The sequence below is a fragment of the Paraburkholderia fungorum genome, from assembly GCF_003610895.1.
GTDB classification, from domain to species: Bacteria; Pseudomonadota; Gammaproteobacteria; order Burkholderiales; family Burkholderiaceae; genus Paraburkholderia; species Paraburkholderia fungorum_B.
This window is the reverse complement of sequence record NZ_MCAS01000067.1, coordinates 292,322-311,841: the sequence shown is the minus strand read 5'-3', so window position 1 is coordinate 311,841 and position 19,520 is coordinate 292,322. Positions and strand designations below refer to the sequence as shown.

Here is a 19,520-nt window from a genome sequence, read left to right as displayed (position 1 = left end):
CAGGAAAACCTTCCTTTAATACTAGTGTGAGACTTGATACTTTCGCTTATGCCAGACTCCGAAGAATCCGGCTCGCGTCTCGCATCAAGCGCCCACACTTATCGGCTGTTAATTTTTAAAGATCGAGTACGCATTCACCACCAAACCAGCACCGCGTCGCACACTTCACAACCACCGGCACCGCTTCGTTCTGCGTCGCTGCATCAGCAGCAGAGAAACGAGATTATGGAGAACGGTCGGCATGTCGTCAACCCCCTTCTGCGAATTTTCTTTTGAGCAAGGGCGAATCAACGCTAGAACTTGCATCCTTCCACGACGCCCCTATATATAGCGAGGTGGCAGAATGTGGGGACACCGTGTGAGGGCGCGCGACTTCATCTATAGTAGGAGGCTTGTTCCTAGGCATGTCGATCTGTCGACGCGTCGCCTATGACGAGCATCCACTCGATAGCCAGCGGCACCCAAACAGGCCTGCGGCAAGAGCGCACGACAAAAGGTGTACGCACAATGAGCGCGAAGGCGCAAGGTCGTATATAATGCGAGCCGCGCGAATTTCGCACATTTCTATCGGCCCGCTTCGTGCGGGCTCATCTTTTTTGCTCCCCAGAGCACAGCCAAACAACCGCGTTGAGTCACTCAGGTGATGTTGAGCCATGCTCGAAACGCCTGACGGTCGCGTCTTGCGTCTCATAGCGAAGCCTCTAGAGGAGAATACGTGAACCCTTTTGATCGCGAAGATTCGCAACACGAAACTGCCGGATACACCGCCAAAGCGCCCGCAGGCCGTACAGCCAAGGGCAAAGGCGCAGGCAAAGCGATCCCCGTAGCGGCTGAACTGCCGCCGCAACAAGCTGAAGAGCGTCAGCGCCAGATGCGCGCGCTGATCCAGTTGGGCAAGGAACAAGGTTACTTGACCCACGCGCAGATCAACGACCATTTGCCCGACAACTTCGCGCAAACGGCGGCGATCGACAGCATTGTCAGCGCCTTCAACGACATGGGCGTGCAGGTCTACGAGCAGGCCCCGGATGCGGAAACCCTGCTGCTCAACTCGAACGCCCCCGCCGTGGTGTCGGACGATCAGGCTGACGAGGAAACCGAAGTCGCGTTGTCGACGGTCGATTCCGAGTTCGGCCGCACGACCGACCCGGTGCGCATGTACATGCGCGAAATGGGCGCAACCGAGCTGCTGACCCGTGCAGGCGAGATCGCAATTGCGAAGCGCATTGAAGACGGCCTTCACGAAATGGTGCAGGCGATTGCCGCTTGCCCGCTCGCGATTTCCGCCATTCTGGCGAGCGCCCAGCAGGTCGCGGACGGCGAACTGCGAATTGACGAACTGGTCGACGGTCTGAATGAAGACACGGTCGCCGCGGAAGACGCCAGCGCGGACGCCGCAGCGGACGTTGACACCGACGCGACCGACGATGACGACAGCGATAGCGAAGACGACGACGATGCCGGTCCGGCCGACTCCTCGGCGGCAGACGAAGCACGCCTGAAGCAACTCACCAGCGACTGCCTGGAAATCTTCGCCCAGGTCGGTATTCTGTCCGACCAGCAGAACGCCTCGCACACGCGCGGCGACGTCACGTCGAAAGCCTATCAGCGCGCCCGCGAAGAGATCCAGCAACACCTCGCGAAGATTCGCTTTACGGCTCGCACAATCGACCGCCTGTGCGGCGACGTGCAAAGCCAGGTCGCGCAGGTTCGCGCGATCGAGCGCAACATCCTGCAAATCGTCGTGACGAAGAGCGGCATGCCGCGCGAGCAGTTCATCGAGTCGTTCAAGGGTCACGAAGCCGACCTCGGCTGGACCGAGCGCGCCGCCCGCGGGTCGTCGTCGTTTGGCGCGGCGCTGGAGCGCCACCTCCCGGCAATCCAGTCGGAACAGCAAAAGCTGATCGACATCGAGGCTACCGTCTCGCTGCCGCTCAAGCATCTGAAAGAGATCAATCGTCAGATGGTCGCGGCCGAGTCGAAGATGCGCAAGGCCAAGAGCGAGATGATCGAGGCGAATCTGCGTCTCGTGATCTCGATCGCGAAGAAGTACGTCAACCGCGGCATGCTGTTCCTCGATCTGATCCAGGAAGGCAACATCGGTTTGATGAAGGCGGTGGACAAGTTCGAATACCGTCGCGGCTGGAAGTTCTCGACGTATGCAACGTGGTGGGTTCGTCAGGCTGTGACGCGTTCGCTCGCCGACCAGGCGCGCACGATTCGCGTGCCGGTGCACATGATCGAAACGATCAACAAGCTCAACCGAATTTCGCGCGAGATCCTGCAACAGACCGGTCAGGAAGCTCATCCGTCGGTGCTGGCAGAACGCATGGAACTGTCGGAAGAGAAGGTGCGCGGCATTCTGAAGATCGCCAAGCAGCCGGTGTCGATGGAAACGCCGGTTGGCGATGACGGCGACGCCACGCTTGGCGACATGATCGAAGATTCGGCAGCTTCCTCGCCGGCTGACGCAGCCATGCAGGCCGACTTGCGCGCCGCTATCGACGACGCGCTCGACTCGCTGTCGCCGCGCGAAGCGAAGGTGCTGCGCATGCGCTACGGCATCAACACGAAGTCGGACCACACGCTTGAAGAAGTCGGCAAGCAGTTCGACGTCACGCGCGAGCGGATTCGTCAGATCGAAAGCAAGGCAATGCGTAAGCTGATGCATCCGAGCCGCGCAGACCGCCTGAAGTCGTTCCTCGACCGTTAAGCAAGCGGTTGCGCTTGTCGTGCCCCAAGCACGGCAAGCGCATGCCGGGATTCAACACCGTTCCTGCCGATTGTCTCTGGCGCCCGGCTGCGCCGCCAAAAAACACCCCGCCTCACCGCCCTCGCTAGGGCATCACAAACGTCTTCACGAGCGTCAGCTCGCCCGGCTTGCGCATGGGCACCCGAATCGTTTCGCTCTTCTCGTCTGGCGTATTCTCGTTCGTGATGATCGTCACCTGAGCGACGGTCATATCGCTGCCGCTATTCCCGTTGCCGAAGTAATTCACGTAGACCAGATACGTGCCCTTCAACGGCGCCGCCGACGAGTAAATCTCCGGACCATAGCCGGTCGTCACATCCACATCGAGCGAGCCGCCGCTCGGCGCAACCCGGTCGCCGTACCAGGTGTGCACGCCATCCGGCGAAACCACATGTAAATCCAGATCAGTGCCGTCGGTGTCCCAGGCGAGCACGATGCGTAACTTCGGCTGGGTTTTGCCGCTATACGCGTCGTAAAACTGCACGCGCTTGCGTGAACCGTCCGGCGCCCGCAGTTCGACGCCGTTGCTGCCTGACGGAAACGCATAAGGCCGCGAGAACTTGCCGTCTTCCTCAATGCGCTGCGGCAACGGCGTACCGTCGACCACCAGCGTGCCCACCGTGGTGCCCTTCTTCTTCGGCGTGTTACGGATCTGCCCTTCGATCAGCGCGAACTTCGACTGACCTTCGGGTGTCGTCACCGTCACGGCCGGGTAATGCACGTCCTGGGTATAGCGCTGGCTGTCGCCGCTCGTATTGCGCCAGCCGTTCAATGGCGCGCCGAAGTCGATATCGCTCGCGTGCGCTACCGTCGCAACCTGCAAACAGGCGACGACAAGCATCATCCAGCCAGCCTTCACCCAACTCGTCGTCTTGACCTTCATCGTCACTGCTCCCATCCCGCTCTCAAAGCCGCTCGCTTTTCACGAGCAACAGGTCGCCGATCTTGCGCAACGGCACGACCATCGTTTCACGCCGCTCGTTTGGCGTATTTTCATTGAAGACCAGCGTCAACGTCGCGGTAATCACGTCGCGCTCGTGCGCGGCGGCGTCGAAGTTGTAGCCGGTCGAATCGAAATTGCCCCAGTAGTTCAAAAAGAACAACCACGTACCATGCTCGGGCGCCGCCGATGAAAATATGCCCGGCCCCGCACCGTCCACCGAGTCGACGTCGAAGCCGCTGCCGTCTTCGAGTGTGGGATTGGCGAAGAACGCATGCAGGCCGTCCGGTGTGATCACGTGCAAATCTACCTGCGCTTTCGGGTCATCCCACGTGACGATCGCGCGCAGCTTCGCCTGCGGCTTGCTGTGGTCGGCTTCGTAGAACTGCATGCGCTGGTGCTGCTTGCCGTCAGCGGAAATGAACTCGATGCTGTTCGACCCCGCGCCGAACGCCCACGGGCGCGCGAATGCGCCTTCGTCGTCGGTATAGAGCGGCGTCGGGTTGCCGTTGACGATCAGTGTAGGCGGCTTGCGCGCGTGTTTGTCGAAGTGCCTCAGCCGTCCTTCGATCAGCGTGCGATAGCGTTGTGCACCACGGTCGACCGGCGGGCGCGGGTACGCCGCGACAAAGTGCTCGCCCTCGTTCGTTAGTCCGCTGTGACGCCAGCCACCGAACGCACCGGTCAGATCGGCAATCGCGCCGCTGCCGTCGTCCGCGCCTGCCGCTTGCACATTCGTCGCCGCCACCAGTGCAGCCGAGGCCGCAGCAATGGCCATGCGGACTCGAAAACCACGCGTAAGAGCCGGCAAGGTAATTGCCATGCGAACTCGACGGCGGCGCATAAGTGAGGGCAAGGCAACCGTCGCAGAAATCCGAACACGGCGCATTGAAGGCGGCGCGCGGAACATTTGCGAAAGCGAACGCGAGATCGAGTTCATTGGATCGGACTGTCCGTTCGGATCAGCGTGCGCGCGGTACGTTCGACGAACGCTTCATCGAGGCCACGCGGATGATGCTGGAACGCGAGGTGAATATATTCATGCGCCAGCGCGATACGATCCTCTTCGGTCTGCAGACGATACACATACACGCGATTGCGCTGCGCGTCCGCATAGGGCCGCCCTTCGCGCACCTCGCATACGGCCGGCAGATCGGGCGTCTCGTAGCCGGCCGCGCCGTCCATGCGCCGCGCCCACAGCGGCGCGTTGCGCTGCAGCCATTGCTGGGCGCCCGCCACCTGGGTGCAATCGCCAGACAGCGGGCTCTCGAACGACGTCAAGGTTGCTTGCGGCCAGGTGCGCGAGACAATGGCGTCGAACGTGAGACCGGTTTGCGCGGACGCCTTCGCGGCTAGCCAGCTCATCTGGCCAGGCGCGGCCTTGTCGTGGTGATACTGAACCGGCACGCCGGTGAGCACCAGCGCGTCGGTCAGATCGGCTGCCCGCCGTGCGGCAGCGGTCGGCGCGCGTGGCAGAACGCGCTGCGTGCTGCTGCTGTCGTCGATACGGAAGCAGCCGTGATCGTGATTGCCGTGCTGCACGACGTAAGAGCGCGCCGCCACCGCCAGCGCTTTCGCCGCTTCCGGCTGGCTCGTGTCGCCTTCCCGCTCGACCACCCGCGCGACGTAGTCATTCATGCCGAAGCGGCCCACGATCTGCAGCGCACCGGCGGGATCGCGATCGAGCCGCAGTTCACCGCGGCTCTCCACACGCGCCCAGTTGCCGTTGACGAAGCCAACCCGGAAGTCGCCGCGCAGCGGCCCCTCGGGCGCCGCCGCCGGCCCTTTGTCGCCGAGCACCTCGCGAATCGGGTAGCGGCTGAAGAAGTCAACCAGCACGCAGGCGTTGTCATCAGGCACGCTCACTTGCGTGAGCAGCGGCGCGATGCGCGGCGCGGCGTCGGCCAGCACGCGCGCGCTGCCGCCGGCGCCGCCCAGCCATACCGGCGTGCCGTCGGCGAGCCAGCCAGCCGCGCCGCCAATCGAAGCGCCGGGCCGGGCCGGGTCTGGCATGGTCCAGGTCTTGGCGCGCAACAGGCTGCCGTAGACCGACACGGTGCCCTCACCGCGCCCGCTGGTCAGCACCGACACCAGCGTGTTCGCCGCCGCTTCGCGCGGCCGTGCCGGCATCGCCTGCAATGCGGCAAGCAAGTCGGACACCGGCACGCGGTGCGTGGGCGTCATGGCGTGGAGGTCGCGCAGCCAGACGGGCGCATGCGCGGCCGTCCAGTACTTGCGCCAATCGGCGGGGTCCAGTTGCAGGCGCGCGGGCTCGAAAAAGCGTCCGCACGATTGCACCAGCGCGTGTTCGCGGTCGACGTGGCCGCCCGTCATGCAGCAATACACTTCCTCAGGATCGCCGCCGTTGCAGACGTAGTCCGGCGTGGCGATATTGCGGTCGACCAGATAGCCATAGACGAACAGCTTCCACACGCTGCCGAGCGGCGTCTTCAGGTTCGACGGCAACGGGCGCGCGGACTGCGGCGTGAGACCGTCCGCGGCACCGGAGGCCGCGGCGTTGAATTGCCAAAGCTGCGCCTGGCTGTCGCGCAACCAGGCAAAGCGCAGCAGTTGCGCCGAGGAAGTATCCGGCGACACAGGCCGCGACGCGCCCGGCAACGTAGCCACCGCAGCCGCAACCGAAGCAGCACTCGCGCCCGCACCGCCAAACACACACCCCGCCCCCACCATGAGCGCAACCCGCAGCGTAGCGGCCAGACGATCGCGCGAGTGTCGAAGGACGGAGAACATGGCGGTCTCGCTTACTGAATGCGCAGCGTCGTTACGCGATCGCTCTTGCCGCCTTCGAACGCCTTCGCGTCCGGCTGATACATGCGGAAGTAGCGAGCCGGTGGCAACGCGAACGTGCCCGGCAAGGCAAAGCGCACCAGTTGCCGCAGCGTCACCGGACGATCGAGCAAGGGCACGGGCTGGTGATAAGCCAGCTCGCCCATCTCAAACGACGCGGCACGCGCGAAAGGCTGCGGACCGCTCGCCCCGTCCTTTGCGCCCGGCAAACCGTCGATCGACACGCCCCAGCTGGTCGCCTCGACATCGCCGCCCGGCGGCAGCGGCACGTCGAGCAGACCGTAGTGGTACGCGTTGCCCGAGCGCGGCGTGAGCGTCACTTCGTCGACGTACAGCGCATTGCTGTCGATCGCATCGCCTGACTTCACGAGGCGCGCGGTAAATGCCGAGCGGCCCAGTTGACTCCCGGCGTCACCCTTCTTCGGATCGACCTTCACTTCGACCGGCTCGAGCTTGTAGAAACGGCGTTCGACCGTGATGTTCAGGCGGCTGTCCTCGCTCGTATGGCTGCGGAACGACACCAGTGCGTTCACATCGGTGCGCGCGCCGCCTGCGTCGAGCGTGGTGGGCGGTCCCCCAAGGGGACTTCCTTCGGGGCGTGCCGCGCCGGTCCACTTCCAGAGCGGCGTGCCGGTCGGCGTCGCTGCGCGCGTCCAGCCCGCGCCTTGCAGTGACGGCAACGAAGCCGGCGCCGTGTCGCCGCCGAGTGCCTTGCGCACCCACAGCAGGGTCAGCGCGCGATCGAGCGTCGGGTAGTCGGCGCTGCTCTTCGCGAGCAAGGCCGATGCGTCGTTTGCCGCGCCACCGTCGCCACCCGTCATGTAAAGCAGGCTCTGTACGAGCGGGGCGGAATCGTTGGCGAGAGCCGTACGCGCGGCGCTCGCTGCCGCGTCGAAGCCATCCGGCAGTTGCGCACTCGTGCTGCGCGCGAGGTTGGCGATCAGCAGCGTCGCCATCTGCTTGCCGCGCGGCGAATCGGCTTGCGCGAACACGATACTGTCCGACGCGCCATACGTGACGCTAGCGGACGGCGCTTTGCCGGTGGCCGCCGCATCGTTCATCAGGTCCGCCGCGACGCCCGAAACCGGCGTCGCGACCGGCAAGCCCATCTGCTGCATGAACCACAGCGCCAACGCGCGATGCAACAGCGGCTCTTTCGCACCGGCGTCGCGATAGACATCCATCGCGTGCTGCCAGTTGTCGGCGGGCAGCGTAATACCCAGGCTGCGGCTCGCGAGCCAGTCCGCGTAGTACGCGTAGGCGGTAATCAGCGAACTGCCGCCGGTCGTATCGCCCCACCAGCCGAACGTGCCGCCGACACCCGCCAGCATCGCCAGACGTTGGCGCTGGTTGCGCAACAGCGCTTCGAGCCCCTGCGTCGAGTTGGCGCCGCTGTCACCACTGAGGCCGCGGCCGATCGCATCGTGCGCGAGTGCCAGAGGAATCAGGCGGCTCGACGTCTGTTCGGCGCAACCGTAGGGGTAATTGATCAGATCGTCGGCGACGCGTGCGAACTGGCTCGCGGCACTGCCGATGAACCGCACGCTGACGTCCTGCGCGTCTTGCGGCAGATTGAGCGGTTTGTTCGAGCCGTCGAGCGCCACTGTGTTCTGATGCAGATCGAGCCAGCCGCTCGCATCGAGCTGGATGGTGGTCTGCAGGCGATCCACGTCCTTACCCGCACGACGCAAGCTCGCGTTGATCACCCCGGCCTTCAACGCGCCCGTCGGCAGACGCAGATAGTTGGCGCCGCGCTTGAGCGTGACCTTCTGGTGCAACGAGAGACCGCCGCCGTCGACCAGCCACTCGGCGTCCACATCCGCGTCGGTCTGATTGAAGGCGATCATGTCGATGGCCGGCTGATCGTTGACGCGGAAATGCGACGGACCGCTCCACTTGAGATACAGCGCCTTGTCCGAGCGCACGTATGCGGTGCGCTGACCGACCATGCCGTCCGGCGCCGCCGCTCGCACGGTCACGCGCCAGCGGGCCAGCGAGTCCGGCATCCTGAACGTCATGGTGGCATGCCCGTTCGCGTCGGTCTTCAGCGTGCCTTCCCATGCGGCCGTGTCCTGATCGTCACGGCGCGGCCGTTCGAGCACCTTCACGCCGCGCTCGTTGTAGTTCGCGCGTTGCGGGCCACCTGGCGCACCCTTCAGCGGCGAGCGCGCAAGGTCGTACGTAATGAACGACAGACTCGACGACGTCCGCACGTTGTTACGCCGCGGGTGATAGAAAAAGTCGACGATATTCGGCGCGATTTCCGGCTGCAGCACGTAGACCATTTCATCGACCACGCTCACCGTCAGGTTCGCCGCTTCCGGTTTGCCGTTCAACGTGCTGTCGAAATTCAGCGTGACCGTATCGCCCGGACCGTACACCGGCTTGTCGCTCTTCACGTTCAGTTCGATCTGCGGTTGCGCGACCACGATGCCCGCGTTCTGGAACACGTATTCGCCTGCATGCACGTACAGCACCGAGAACGTCATGTTCGGCGCGAATTCTTCGCCGACCTTGATACGCGCTTTCCATTGCGAGGGGGCCACGCGTTGCAGTTGCAACCAGTCGCCGCCGGCCGTCAGCAAGGCACGGTGTTCGACGTTGTCACGCTCCAAGGTCAGGAGTGCGTCGTCGACCGGCATCGGGAAGGTGATCAGCGCTTCGGCGGTGTCGCCGATCTTGTACCTGTCGCGATCGAACACGATCTCGACGCTGCCCGGGATCGCCTTCAGCCCATCGCCTGCGACCCAATGGCTCGCAGCGGCCAGCAGATTGCCCGTGTCGTCCTTGACGGACAGCATGTAGGACCCCGGTTCATCGAACTGCACCGGGAACGACAACTTGCCGCCGGTCGTGGCGCCCTTGAGTGCGCCTTCGCCGTGTGTCTGCGATTCGAGGCGGGTCCATTCCCATTTGGCCGGCGCGTGCGAAGACGGATCGATCGACCCGAGCGCCTGCAGATCGAAATTGACCGCTTCCTTCGGTTGCGAAAACGACTTGGCCGTCGACAGGCGATAAGGCGTCGCGCCGCGTGCGATCAGCACTTCACGTGTCACACGCACCTTGTAGGCCGCCCCGTCCTGCGCAAACAGCGTCAACGCGTAGCGGCTCGGCTCTTTGGCGGCGGGCAGCGTGAGGCTCGCGTTGCCGTCGCTGTCGGTCGTGAGTTCCTGCTGCTCCAGCTTGACCGGAAACAATCCGGCATAACGCAATTCACCGTCGACGATCGTCACTTTCTGCGCCCGCAGTGTGACCGACACCTTGCTGTCGCGTACCGGCTTGCCGTCCGGGTAGCGCAACTGGATCTTGCCCTTCAGTTGCTCGCCCGTCGCATAGTCGGCTTTATCCATCGACAGGTTGACGTCGAAATGCGGCTTCACATATTCGGCGACGCGAAATGCGCTGCCGTATACATCGCCGTTGTAGTCGAAGCGCAGCGTATAGCCGCCGGCGGTGGCATCGGCGGGAAGCGTAAACGATGCATCCGCGCCCGTGTCCGAAGCAAAATGCACCTTGCTGCTCGCCACCGGCGAGCCGTTCGGATCGAGCACGTCGAGCTTGATATCGGCCTCGGCGGGCGCGGTGGACTGCGTCGCGTTCTGGAACGTGCGGCCGATAAACTTCACGTGCACCGCGTCCCCCGGCCGATACATTGGACGGTCCGTGACCGCATAGATCTTGGTGTTGTAGATCTCGCTGTCGTAATAGAAATTCTCCGAGACGAACACGCCGCCTTGCGGATCGGTGCCGAGCACATAGCTGCGCTCGGGGCTCACGTGTTGCAGCACCAGCGCCCCGTCGTTGCCGGTGGCGCCGCTTTGCAGCACGCCTACGCCATCGGTCCAGCTCACGTCGGTATTCGGCACCGGCTTGCCGTTATCGCGCCGCGCGGTCCACACCAGCATGCCGCTCGACGCCGCTTTCACGACCGCAACCGTGTCCGACACGAACAGCAAGGTATGCGCGCGATAGTTGCCGATCACTGCCTCGACGATGTACAGCCCCGGCGGCAGCTTGCCGACCGGAATCATCACGTTGCCCGAACTCGCTTCGATAAAGTTACTGCTGCTGCCTTCGAGATTCACGCCCTTGGGCGGCTCGATCACCTTCGCGTCCCAGATCGGATAGCGAAAGCGCGCGACCATGTCATAGCCTTTCAACGGCGCGAACTGCGTGTTCTGCCGGAATTGCGTCTGCTTGCCAGTCTCTTCGCCGAGCTTGAATTGCGGCTCGGCCTGGGTCACCTTGCTGCGCGTCGCGAACGACAGTACCCGTTGCCAGGCGCGGCGTGCTTCGGTGAACCAGCGGTCCCACAGATATGCCAGCGTATTCGCCAGCCCTTCACCCTGATAATTCGGCGCAACATTCAGCCGATGCAGATTCTTCTGTGCCTTCAGGAAGTCCAACGGCTTCGGCACCCGATACACGACGATGTCCGCTCCGCCGTACGCCTGCAATGCATCCTTGAACTCGCGGCCGGGCGCTTCGAGACGCACCTGAGCCAGCTGATCGCTGCCGAAGCTCGCGTCCGAGAGCAGGAAGAAGGGCTGACCGTCGACCTTCTGCGAAGCGAAGTTGCTCGACGGCGCTGTTTGCAGCGTCGGGTTCGCGGCGATGTTGGTATCCGCCGCGGTGCTCGATGCGTCGTCATCCGCATGCGCCGTTGGCGCGATGACAAGCGTCATGGCCGCGAAAAACGCTAGCAGCGCGACACCCGCGCGACGAGGTAAGTTGCCGAGCCAGGCGCGCGACGCAGTGACGGATTGCATTCGGGTCATGGTGTCAGAAAGTCCAAACGAAACACGCCAACGAAATTCGGATTGCCGTCGAGCGGCTGCCAGCGGGAATCTTTCCATTGCATCAGGTCGGAGACGGCCACGGCGCGCAAACCGGTATCGGTCGGCGTAACGGTGCCTGTGTGATAAGCGATGTAGCGATCCAGCCAGATCATCAGATGCTGGTCGTCGCCCTGGTCGAAGAACAGCAGATCGCCAGGCAGTGCCTGGTTCACGTCCTTCGAAACAAACCGGCTATTGCGTTGAATCAGCGCGATCGCCGACGCGTACGCGCCGGTGGAACCGTCGAGTTGGGTCCAGCGATTCGCGATGGTGCGTTGCGAGGCGGACAGTTGCAGTTCGGGCGGCATGCTGCTCGCGTCCGCGAGACTGGTCATGCCGTTGGCGCGCAGCCATTTGCTGTCATGCGGCTTAAGCGTCTCGCCGACGGCAAAGCGCACGAGACCCGCGCAATCGCGTTGGGTCCAGCGCGGCGTCGGACCGCGGCGCATTTGCTGGTCGACGATACGCGTGAACCAGGCGCGAAACGCAGCGGATTGCTGCGGCGAGAGCGCGTCGGGGTCGGGCGATGCAGCGGTGCTGGTGAGCGCGTTTGCATAGGGCGCAAGGCTGGCCATGACGAGCGCTGACGCAGCGCGCGCGAGCCACTTGCGGCGCGCGGCAGCCGGCGTGCCGCATGCGTGAGCGATTGCATGCGCCGCAGGAGCGCGCGCGGACGCGGACGCTGGCGCCGCTGCGCGCCCATCCGTCGCGGATGCCACGTCGAAGACGTGAAGGTGGCGCATTCAATCGCCCTCGGTGCCGGGCTGGTCCGCAGGGGCATCCGCCACACCGGCGTTTGCAGCGCCAGCCGCACCCGCCTGCGGGCGATCGAACCACCATTCGACCGGAACCCAGCCCGTCGAACCCGGCAATTCCTGCGGCAGCGTCAACGACACCGGCGGGTAGTGTGCAAGCGCATGCAGCTTCGGCACGAGATGGGTGCGCGACGCATTGCGGAACACCGCTTCCTGGTCCGCCGGCAGCGCCGCACCCGCTTCGCGCTCGATCAACGCGGCCGCGGACGAAGGCGTGAGCGTCAGGATGGTACGCGGCAGACGTTGCGGCGCGAGCGTATCGGCGAGCGCCGGATAGCGCTTGTCGAGCACGGCGAGCGTGTCGTCGACCAGACGTGAATCGGGGGAAAAGATCAGATAACCGTGCGCCAGAGCGAGCGTCACCGGGAAATACCGCTCCGCCGACAATTGCGCTGCGAACGACGCCTTGCTGGACAAAGCCGTACCCGAGCGCGCACTGACCGGCCGTTGCCACACGGTGACGCCCGCGCCCTGGTCGTGCTGCGTGACCGGCAGGCGGCGATAGCCCGAACCGGCGTCGCCGGATTGCGCAGCCTTTGCCTCGTAGGCGCCGATCACGTCGCCAAAGGTCTTACCCAGCGAAGCCTTCAGCGCAGCGATGCTCGCCGCGTCCTGGGTCTTCACGCGCGCGACAAACACCGGCGCGACCAGCGTGGACTTCGCATACCAGCAGACGGCCGCGGGACCGGTGAGCTGATCGCCGATCGCAGCGGCGCCGTCCGCGCCAACATCGGCGACCTTGCCCAACAGACCCGACGCCTCTTTCCAGTCGGCCGGCAGGCTCGTACACGCCGCCGGATTGGCAGGCAGCGCGCGCCACAAGTCGGCGCTATTCCACGCTTGCGGCAACTTGCCCGGCTCGATCAGCGCAGTGGTCTGCCAGTTCGCAGCCGCGTCCCCGTTCGACGAAAAATCGAATCGCAGTGCATCGATGCCGGAGAAAAACGCCTGATAGCCAAACGACAGATAGTTCGCCGATACCACCAGTCTGTGCCCCTTCGGTGCATCGCCAGGCGCGTCCAGCCGATAGGCGCGCGCCGCATCGTCGCGGCCGGAAGAGAGCATCTCGGACACAGCGTCGGCCCGTTCGCCCAGCAAGCCGCCCTTCGGATCGAGCAGCACGCCGGGTGCGGACATCACGACAAGGCGGTCGTCTTTCGTCGCGAACAGAATCGTGCGGCCTACCGCCAGCTTCAACGCGTAAACCGGAACGTCGCCGGAAAGTTTGGCGACCTGGCTCAACTGCGAGTCGCTCGCTGCGACGTTGCCGAAACCCTGCAGCAGCTTCGCCAGACCGTTGCGGTGGATCGACATCACCCAATAACCCAGCCGGCCGTCCGGCGAGCGCCACAGCAACACATGCGCGGGTTCGTCGAAGACGCGGCGGATCAGCTCATCGCGCCAGTCCAGTTGATGCTCGAATGCGAGACGCCGCAGCGCGCCTTCGGTGGACAGTCGCGTGTCGTTCGATTCGTAATAGTCGACGAAGTCCTGAGTCAGCACGTCGTGCAACAGCGGCACGCGCAGAATGTCGCGTGGCAAACGCGAGAGCGCCTCGCTGTCGATCACCGCGTCCGGGTGATGAATGTCGAGCACGATTTCGCTATTCTCGGCGGCTTTGCGATGCGCGAATGGACGCCACACCGCCTGAATGACCACGCCGGCCACGACCAGAAGACCGACCACCAGGATTACAATCTTTTTGCGCGACATCTTCATCTGATTTTTTCTGGTTCGATGCGACGGTATTAACGTGGATGGCCGATGAATTAACTCATCGGAATCATTCGCCGAAGGCAGCGATCATAACCGATATTTATAGCTCAAAACCAGCGGCACACGCCATTTAACAATCAACCATGTTTCATAAGTTTGACGGAAATACTGAACAGAAGGGAATTAAACGATTAGAAAACGCATCGCAATCGAAACAGCCGTTTGAGTTAAAACGACATGCAAAGAAGGAGACGGCGTACGGAGGAAGCGACGCACGCATCTGCAGCCCGGAGCGAAGCGGGGCGAGGGCCGCGAGCGGCGTCGGGCTGCGCGTGACATTACGCGGCTTTACCGGGTCGGTGAACCTATGCTAAATCGCCGTGATTTAGCGTTGGCATAAAAAACCCGACGGTGCACCGCGTGCCCGCCGGGTTATTTCAGGCATTGCGCTTACTGCTTTTCCGCCAATACCGTGTTAGCCGCCTTTGCCGCCATCAAACGAGTGCGAGCGCCTGCTTCATTCTCCGCACCCCGGTTTCGATTTCGGCGACACCGGGCGCGGCAAATGACAAACGCAGTGCCGCCAGATCGATATTGTCTTTATAGAATGCGACGCCCGGCACGAACATGACGTTGCGCTCGATACACGCACGCAATGTGTCGGATGCATTCTCACCGCCCGTCAGTCGCGCCCACACGAACATGCCGCCGGCAGGACGATGAAACGCAATGGCGTCGCCCAGATGCTCGTCGAGCGCATCGCACAGCGTGCGGCACTTCACGGCATAGGCGTCGACGATTCGTGGCAAATGACGCTCCAGCGCGCCGCTCGCGAGGTATTCGGCGGCAATCGCCTGAGTCCACGGCGAGCTGCATAGATCGACGGTCTGCTTGGCGACGAGGCAGCGGCGCAAGATTTCCGCGTGCGCGACCATCCAGCCGACCCGCAGACCCGGTGCGACGATTTTCGACAGACTCGAGAAATGCACCACCCAGTCGCGTGAACCGGGCACCTGGTCGCTCAACGCCAGCAACGACGGCAACGCCGCGCCGCTAAAACGCAGGTCGCCATAGGGATCGTCTTCGACGATTAGAAAATGGTGACGCGCCGCCAGCTTCAATAACGCGATGCGGCGCTCGAGCGACAACGTCGCGCCGGTTGGATTCGCAAAGGTCGCAACGGTGTAGAGCAGCTTTGGCGGCCGCGCTAATGTGCCCGCTTCGAGCAACGCGGCGAGCGCGTCCACATCGAGCCCGTTCTGATCCACCGGCACGGTCACCACATCGGCTTGCTGCAGCTTGAGCGCCTGCAAAGTGGCCGGATAGGCGGGCTGTTCGACCAGCACTACGTCGCCCGGTGCAACCATCACGCGCAGCAGCAGATCGAAACCTTGCTGCGAACCGGTCGTGACGAGCAACGCCTGCGGGGCGCAAGGCGTGCCGCGCCGCGTCATCAACTGGGCGAGTTGCTCCTTGAGGACGGCGAGGCCATCCGTCGGACCATATTGCAGGCAGAGCGTGGACTGTTGCGACGCACGCGCCGCGGCGGCATCGAGACCTTCGCGGTCGAACAGGTCGCTCGCCGGATAACCGCCGGCAAACGAAATCATGCCGGGCTGCGCCAGATACTTGAACAGCTCGCGGATCGGCGAACCGCTCGGCGCTTCGAATGCGGGATTGAACGTGAACATGGTGACGGACCGTTTATCTTTTTGAAGGAAGACCGGCGTCGATTGTGATCATCGTCCGGATGGGCGGCAAACGATATCTACGCACTACGTATTGCGTTTTCCGCATCATCTCGACCCGCTTCGATCAAGCCGGTCAAACCACGTTCTTCTCCACGATCGGCCGGTTTTCGAGCACGCGGGTGAAGCCCAGCGAGCCCAGATCGAGCGTCGTGTAGCGGCCATGCAGAATCAGTTCGCTGATACCGCGGCCGGTTGCCGGGCCTTGCTGCAGACCATGCCCACTATAGCCATTGGCAAAAATGCAGTTATCGACATCCGGGTGATAGCCGATGATCGCATTCTGATCCAGCACGTTGTACTCGTAGTAGCCAGACCAGCAGTTCTGCACCCGCAGCGCTTCGAATTGCGGCACGCGATGCGCGAGCGTTGGCCAGATCACATCGTCGAATAGTGCGTGATCGACTTCGTCGAGCGGCAAATCATCGGGATCGTTGTCCGCTGACGGTGAGGTGCCGCAAATAAACGATTTGCCCTCGGGCCGGAAATACACGCCGCTCGGATCGATCAGCAAAGGACAATGGTCGAGCCGCGCGGGCGACGTGACATTGAAAATGCTGCGGCGCCGCGCGAACACCGGTAGATCGATGCCGGCCATCTGCGCGACTTTGCGCGACCACGCGCCCGCGGCGTTCACGACGAAGTCGCAGGCATAAACCTCGCCATTCGCGGTTTGAACTTGCGTGACATGTTTGCCGTCGCGATGCAGGGCGGTGACGTCGGCGGCAATGTAGCGCGCGCCGAGCGCCTGGGTCTTCTTGCGCAACGCCTGCACGAGGCCATAACCGTCGAACCAGCCCTCGCCGCTTTCGCCGTAAGCGCCAGCAATGAGATCTTCGGTATTGAGCCAGGGGAAGCGCGCCTGCAACGCGTCTTTGGCGAGCAAACTGATATCCGCGCCGAGCGCTGTTTGCAGCGCGTGATTCTCACGCAGCGTCGCCTCACCGGCGGGCGTGGCGAGAAACAGATAACCGCCTTCGTGCAGATCGATCGACGGCTTCACACCGTCGATCTCGAGCCGCTCGCCGATCGAGCGCAGAAACTCGATGCCGAACAACGACATCTGAATGGAAAGCGGCGTAGAGAACTGCTGACGAATGGACGCGGCCGACAATGCCGACGACGACCGCGCATACGTCGGATCGCGTTCGATCACGGTGACGCTAACCGACGGATCAGAAAGCCGCAGAAAATATGCAATCGAGCTGCCGATCACCCCACCGCCGACGATCACGACTTTGGAACTCAAGACTGACTCCACGAATAGCGCCGCCGCTCTATCAGCCGATATTGAAGTCGATGCCCTGCGCGAGCGGCAACGCTGACGAATAGTTGACCGTGTTGGTTGCGCGGCGCATGTAGGCCTTCCACGCATCCGAGCCCGACTCACGACCGCCGCCCGTTTCCTTCTCGCCACCGAACGCGCCGCCGATTTCCGCGCCGCTCGGCCCGATGTTCACGTTAGCGATACCGCAGTCGCTGCCCGAATCGGACAGGAAGCGTTCGGCTTCGCGCAGATCGGTCGTGAACACGCACGACGACAAACCATGCACTGCCGCGTTGTTCGCCTCGACCGCATCCGTGAAATCCGAATAGCGCAGCACGTACAGAATCGGAGCGAAAGTTTCCCTCAGCACCACCGCCGTTTGCGACGGCATTTCCACGATCGCCGGACGCACGTAGTAACCGCCTTCATGGCCCTTTACCTCGACGCGTTCGCCGCCGAACACCTTGCCGCCTTCGGCCGTGGCCTGCTGCAGCGCTTCCTGCATGCGAACATACGATTGCTTGTCGATCAGCGGCCCCATCAGCGTGCCCTTCTCGAGCGGATTGCCGATCGGCACCTTGCTGTACAGCTGCTTCAGACGTTCGATGGTCTTGTCGTACACGCTCTCATGCACGAACAGGCGCCGCAGCGACGTGCAGCGCTGCCCCGCCGTACCCACTGCCGAGAACAGGATGCCGCGCATCGCGAGCTCGTGATCCGCCGTTTGCGCGACGATGCCCGCGTTGTTGCCGCCGAGTTCGAGCAGTGAGCGGCCGAAACGCTTCGCCACTTCGACACCGACCGTGCGGCCCATTTCCGTGCTGCCCGTGGCGCTGACAATCGACGCACGCGGGTCGGCCACCAGCTTCGCGCCCACATCGCGGCCACCGTTGATCAGCGCGGTCAGGCCGGCCGGCGCGTCGCCGAACTCCTGCAGTGCCTCGCTGAGAATCTGGTTGACCGCGAGCGCGGTCAACGGCGTCTTTTCGGACGGCTTCCAGATCACGGCGTTGCCGCAAACGAGCGCAAGCGCCGCATTCCACGACCATACTGCCGCCGGGAAGTTGAACGCCGAGATGACGACGCACGTGCCCATTGGATGCCAGGTTTCAGCCATGCGATGGCCCGGGCGTTCCGAGGCGATCGTCAGACCGTACAACTGGCGCGACAGCCCGACCGCGAAGTCGCAGATGTCGATCATTTCCTGCACTTCGCCCAGCCCTTCCTGCAGGATCTTGCCGGTTTCGAGCGTGATGATGCTGCCGAGCGCGTGCTTCTTTTCACGCAGACGATTGCCGAGCAGGCGCACCAGCTCGCCGCGGCGCGGCGCCGGAACGTTGCGCCAGGCGGTGTATGCCTCTTTCGCACGGGCGAGGGCCGCATCGACTTCCGCCACCGTGTTGCTGGCCACTCGGCCAATGAGTTCGCCGGTAATCGGCGAATGAACCGCGATGTCGCCGGCTTGCGCCGCGTGGGCGATGCCGAGGTCGGCGAGGATGGTGGAAGCGTCCATGAAAATCCCTTTAATTTCCGATACGAAACAAGAGTAAGTTCGGAAACTATACACGCGGGATTTTATGGCGGCAAGCGGATTTGCCCGGGGTTGCGGGTCTGGGCGAGTGAATGGGCCTGCAATGGCTGATTACGGCTCGCCGGCGCCGGGCGGCGCTGAACGGCCGGCGCGTGGTTGCCGGTCGGTTGGCGGCGTACCAGCAGGCGAGCGTTCGTTTCTTATTGGAAATATCTTCTACGCAGCCACCACCGCCGTAGCACGCATGGTCAGATAGCCTTCGTGGTCTTTGGCCCACAGATCGATCGTCTTGCCGTCGGCCGAAGGTTTGCCGCATACCGTGAAAGGCTGACCCGCGAAGGTAGGCCGCACCGCCTTGAACGCGAAGCTTTGCAGCGTCGCATCCGGTTGCTCGCGGCGCACCAGATCGACGAGGAGCGTCGCGATCAACGGCCCGTGCACGATCAGGCCGGGATAGCCCTCCACCTCGGTCACGTACGGGTAGTCGTAATGGATGCGATGGCTGTTGAAGGTCAGCGCGGAGTAGCGGAACAGCATCACGGCGTCCGCATCGACGGCGCGGCGCCACGTTTCGCCCTCCGGCGCAGGTGCCGCTTGCGGCGGGCGGCCGCCCTCTTGTGGCGCGTCACGGTAAACAATGTCGTGCTCTTCTTCCAGCCTCAGTTCACCACCGGCTTCAATCGTGTGCTGCACCGTCACGAACACGAGACGGCCCGAGCGGCCGGTCTTGTCTTCGATATTGACGATGGTCGATGTGCGTTTCGCGTGTTCGCCGACTTTGAGCGGCGCGTGGAAAGTCAGGCGTCCGCCGGCCCACATGCGGCGTGGCAGCGACACCGGCGGCAGAAACTCGCCGCGCTTCGGATGACCGTCCGGGCCGGCCTCGGACAGGGGCGAGACCGGCAGGAAGTACAGCCAGTGCCAGAGCGGCGGCACGTTATCGCCACTTTCTTCGCGCGCCAGGGTCGCGGCCATAGCCGTCAACGGAAAAGCGGTGATGTCGTCTTCCATCACCGCTTCCTTGTCGAGCCAGTCATCGAGTTTTTCTGGGGAGGCGGACATGGGCAAAGTCTCCGAATGCGCTGGTTGGGTCAGATAGGGTTTT

Annotated in this window: 11 protein-coding genes; 1 reads left to right on the top strand and 10 read right to left on the bottom strand. The window is 63.4% G+C overall.

From position 1 onward, the window contains the following. Positions 1-715 precede the first annotated feature (715 nt). Positions 716-2,713: an RNA polymerase sigma factor RpoD gene (gene rpoD, locus BCY88_RS36960; protein ID WP_120349005.1), complete on the top strand. Its 1,998-nt coding sequence runs from the start codon at positions 716-718 to the stop codon at positions 2,711-2,713. A 124-nt stretch (positions 2,714-2,837) separates the two neighbouring features. Here rpoD and BCY88_RS36955 read toward each other — a convergent pair whose 3' ends face one another. The 10 genes from BCY88_RS36955 to BCY88_RS36910 all read right to left on the bottom strand — a co-directional run bounded on the left by BCY88_RS36955 (position 2,838) and on the right by BCY88_RS36910 (position 19,477). Continuing rightward, complete coding sequence (locus BCY88_RS36955) at positions 2,838-3,635, bottom strand: YfaP family protein (RefSeq protein ID WP_120349027.1); 798 nt, start codon at positions 3,633-3,635, stop codon at positions 2,838-2,840. 22 nt (positions 3,636-3,657) lie between these two features. Beyond that, entirely contained in the window at positions 3,658-4,470 is an 813-nt protein-coding gene (locus tag BCY88_RS36950; protein WP_259461627.1) for a YfaP family protein, read from the bottom strand. Positions 4,471-4,628: 158 nt separating this feature from the next. Next, the gene (locus tag BCY88_RS36945) at positions 4,629-6,443 is read right to left on the bottom strand and encodes a DUF2300 domain-containing protein (RefSeq protein WP_120349003.1); all 1,815 of its coding nucleotides are present in this window, start codon (positions 6,441-6,443) and stop codon (positions 4,629-4,631) included. A gap of 11 nt (positions 6,444-6,454) precedes the next feature. Beyond that, a complete protein-coding gene (locus BCY88_RS36940) occupies positions 6,455-11,278 on the bottom strand; it encodes an alpha-2-macroglobulin family protein (protein ID WP_120349002.1) in 4,824 nt (1,607 codons plus the stop codon). Beyond that, positions 11,275-12,081: a DUF1175 domain-containing protein gene (locus BCY88_RS36935; RefSeq protein WP_259461626.1), complete on the bottom strand. Its 807-nt coding sequence runs from the start codon at positions 12,079-12,081 to the stop codon at positions 11,275-11,277. The genes BCY88_RS36940 and BCY88_RS36935 overlap by 4 nt, the downstream gene beginning before the upstream one ends. Beyond that, positions 12,082-13,872, bottom strand: coding sequence for a DUF2138 domain-containing protein (locus BCY88_RS36930; protein WP_120349001.1), 1,791 nt, complete (start codon positions 13,870-13,872; stop codon positions 12,082-12,084). Positions 13,873-14,363: 491 nt separating this feature from the next. Beyond that, positions 14,364-15,560, bottom strand: a complete 1,197-nt coding sequence (locus BCY88_RS36925; RefSeq protein ID WP_120349000.1) for an aminotransferase-like domain-containing protein — start codon at positions 15,558-15,560, stop codon at positions 14,364-14,366. A 133-nt stretch (positions 15,561-15,693) separates the two neighbouring features. Continuing rightward, positions 15,694-16,866 carry an NAD(P)/FAD-dependent oxidoreductase gene (locus BCY88_RS36920; RefSeq protein WP_120348999.1) on the bottom strand — a complete coding sequence of 391 codons (1,173 nt, stop codon included), beginning with the start codon at positions 16,864-16,866 and terminating at the stop codon, positions 15,694-15,696. Between the two features lie 31 nt (positions 16,867-16,897). Further along, positions 16,898-18,397 (bottom strand): L-piperidine-6-carboxylate dehydrogenase, encoded by a 1,500-nt coding sequence (gene amaB / locus BCY88_RS36915; RefSeq protein ID WP_120348998.1) that lies wholly within the window; start codon positions 18,395-18,397, stop codon positions 16,898-16,900. Positions 18,398-18,631: 234 nt separating this feature from the next. After that, positions 18,632-19,477, bottom strand: a complete 846-nt coding sequence (locus BCY88_RS36910; protein ID WP_120348997.1) for an HTD2 family dehydratase — start codon at positions 19,475-19,477, stop codon at positions 18,632-18,634. Positions 19,478-19,520 lie beyond the last annotated feature (43 nt).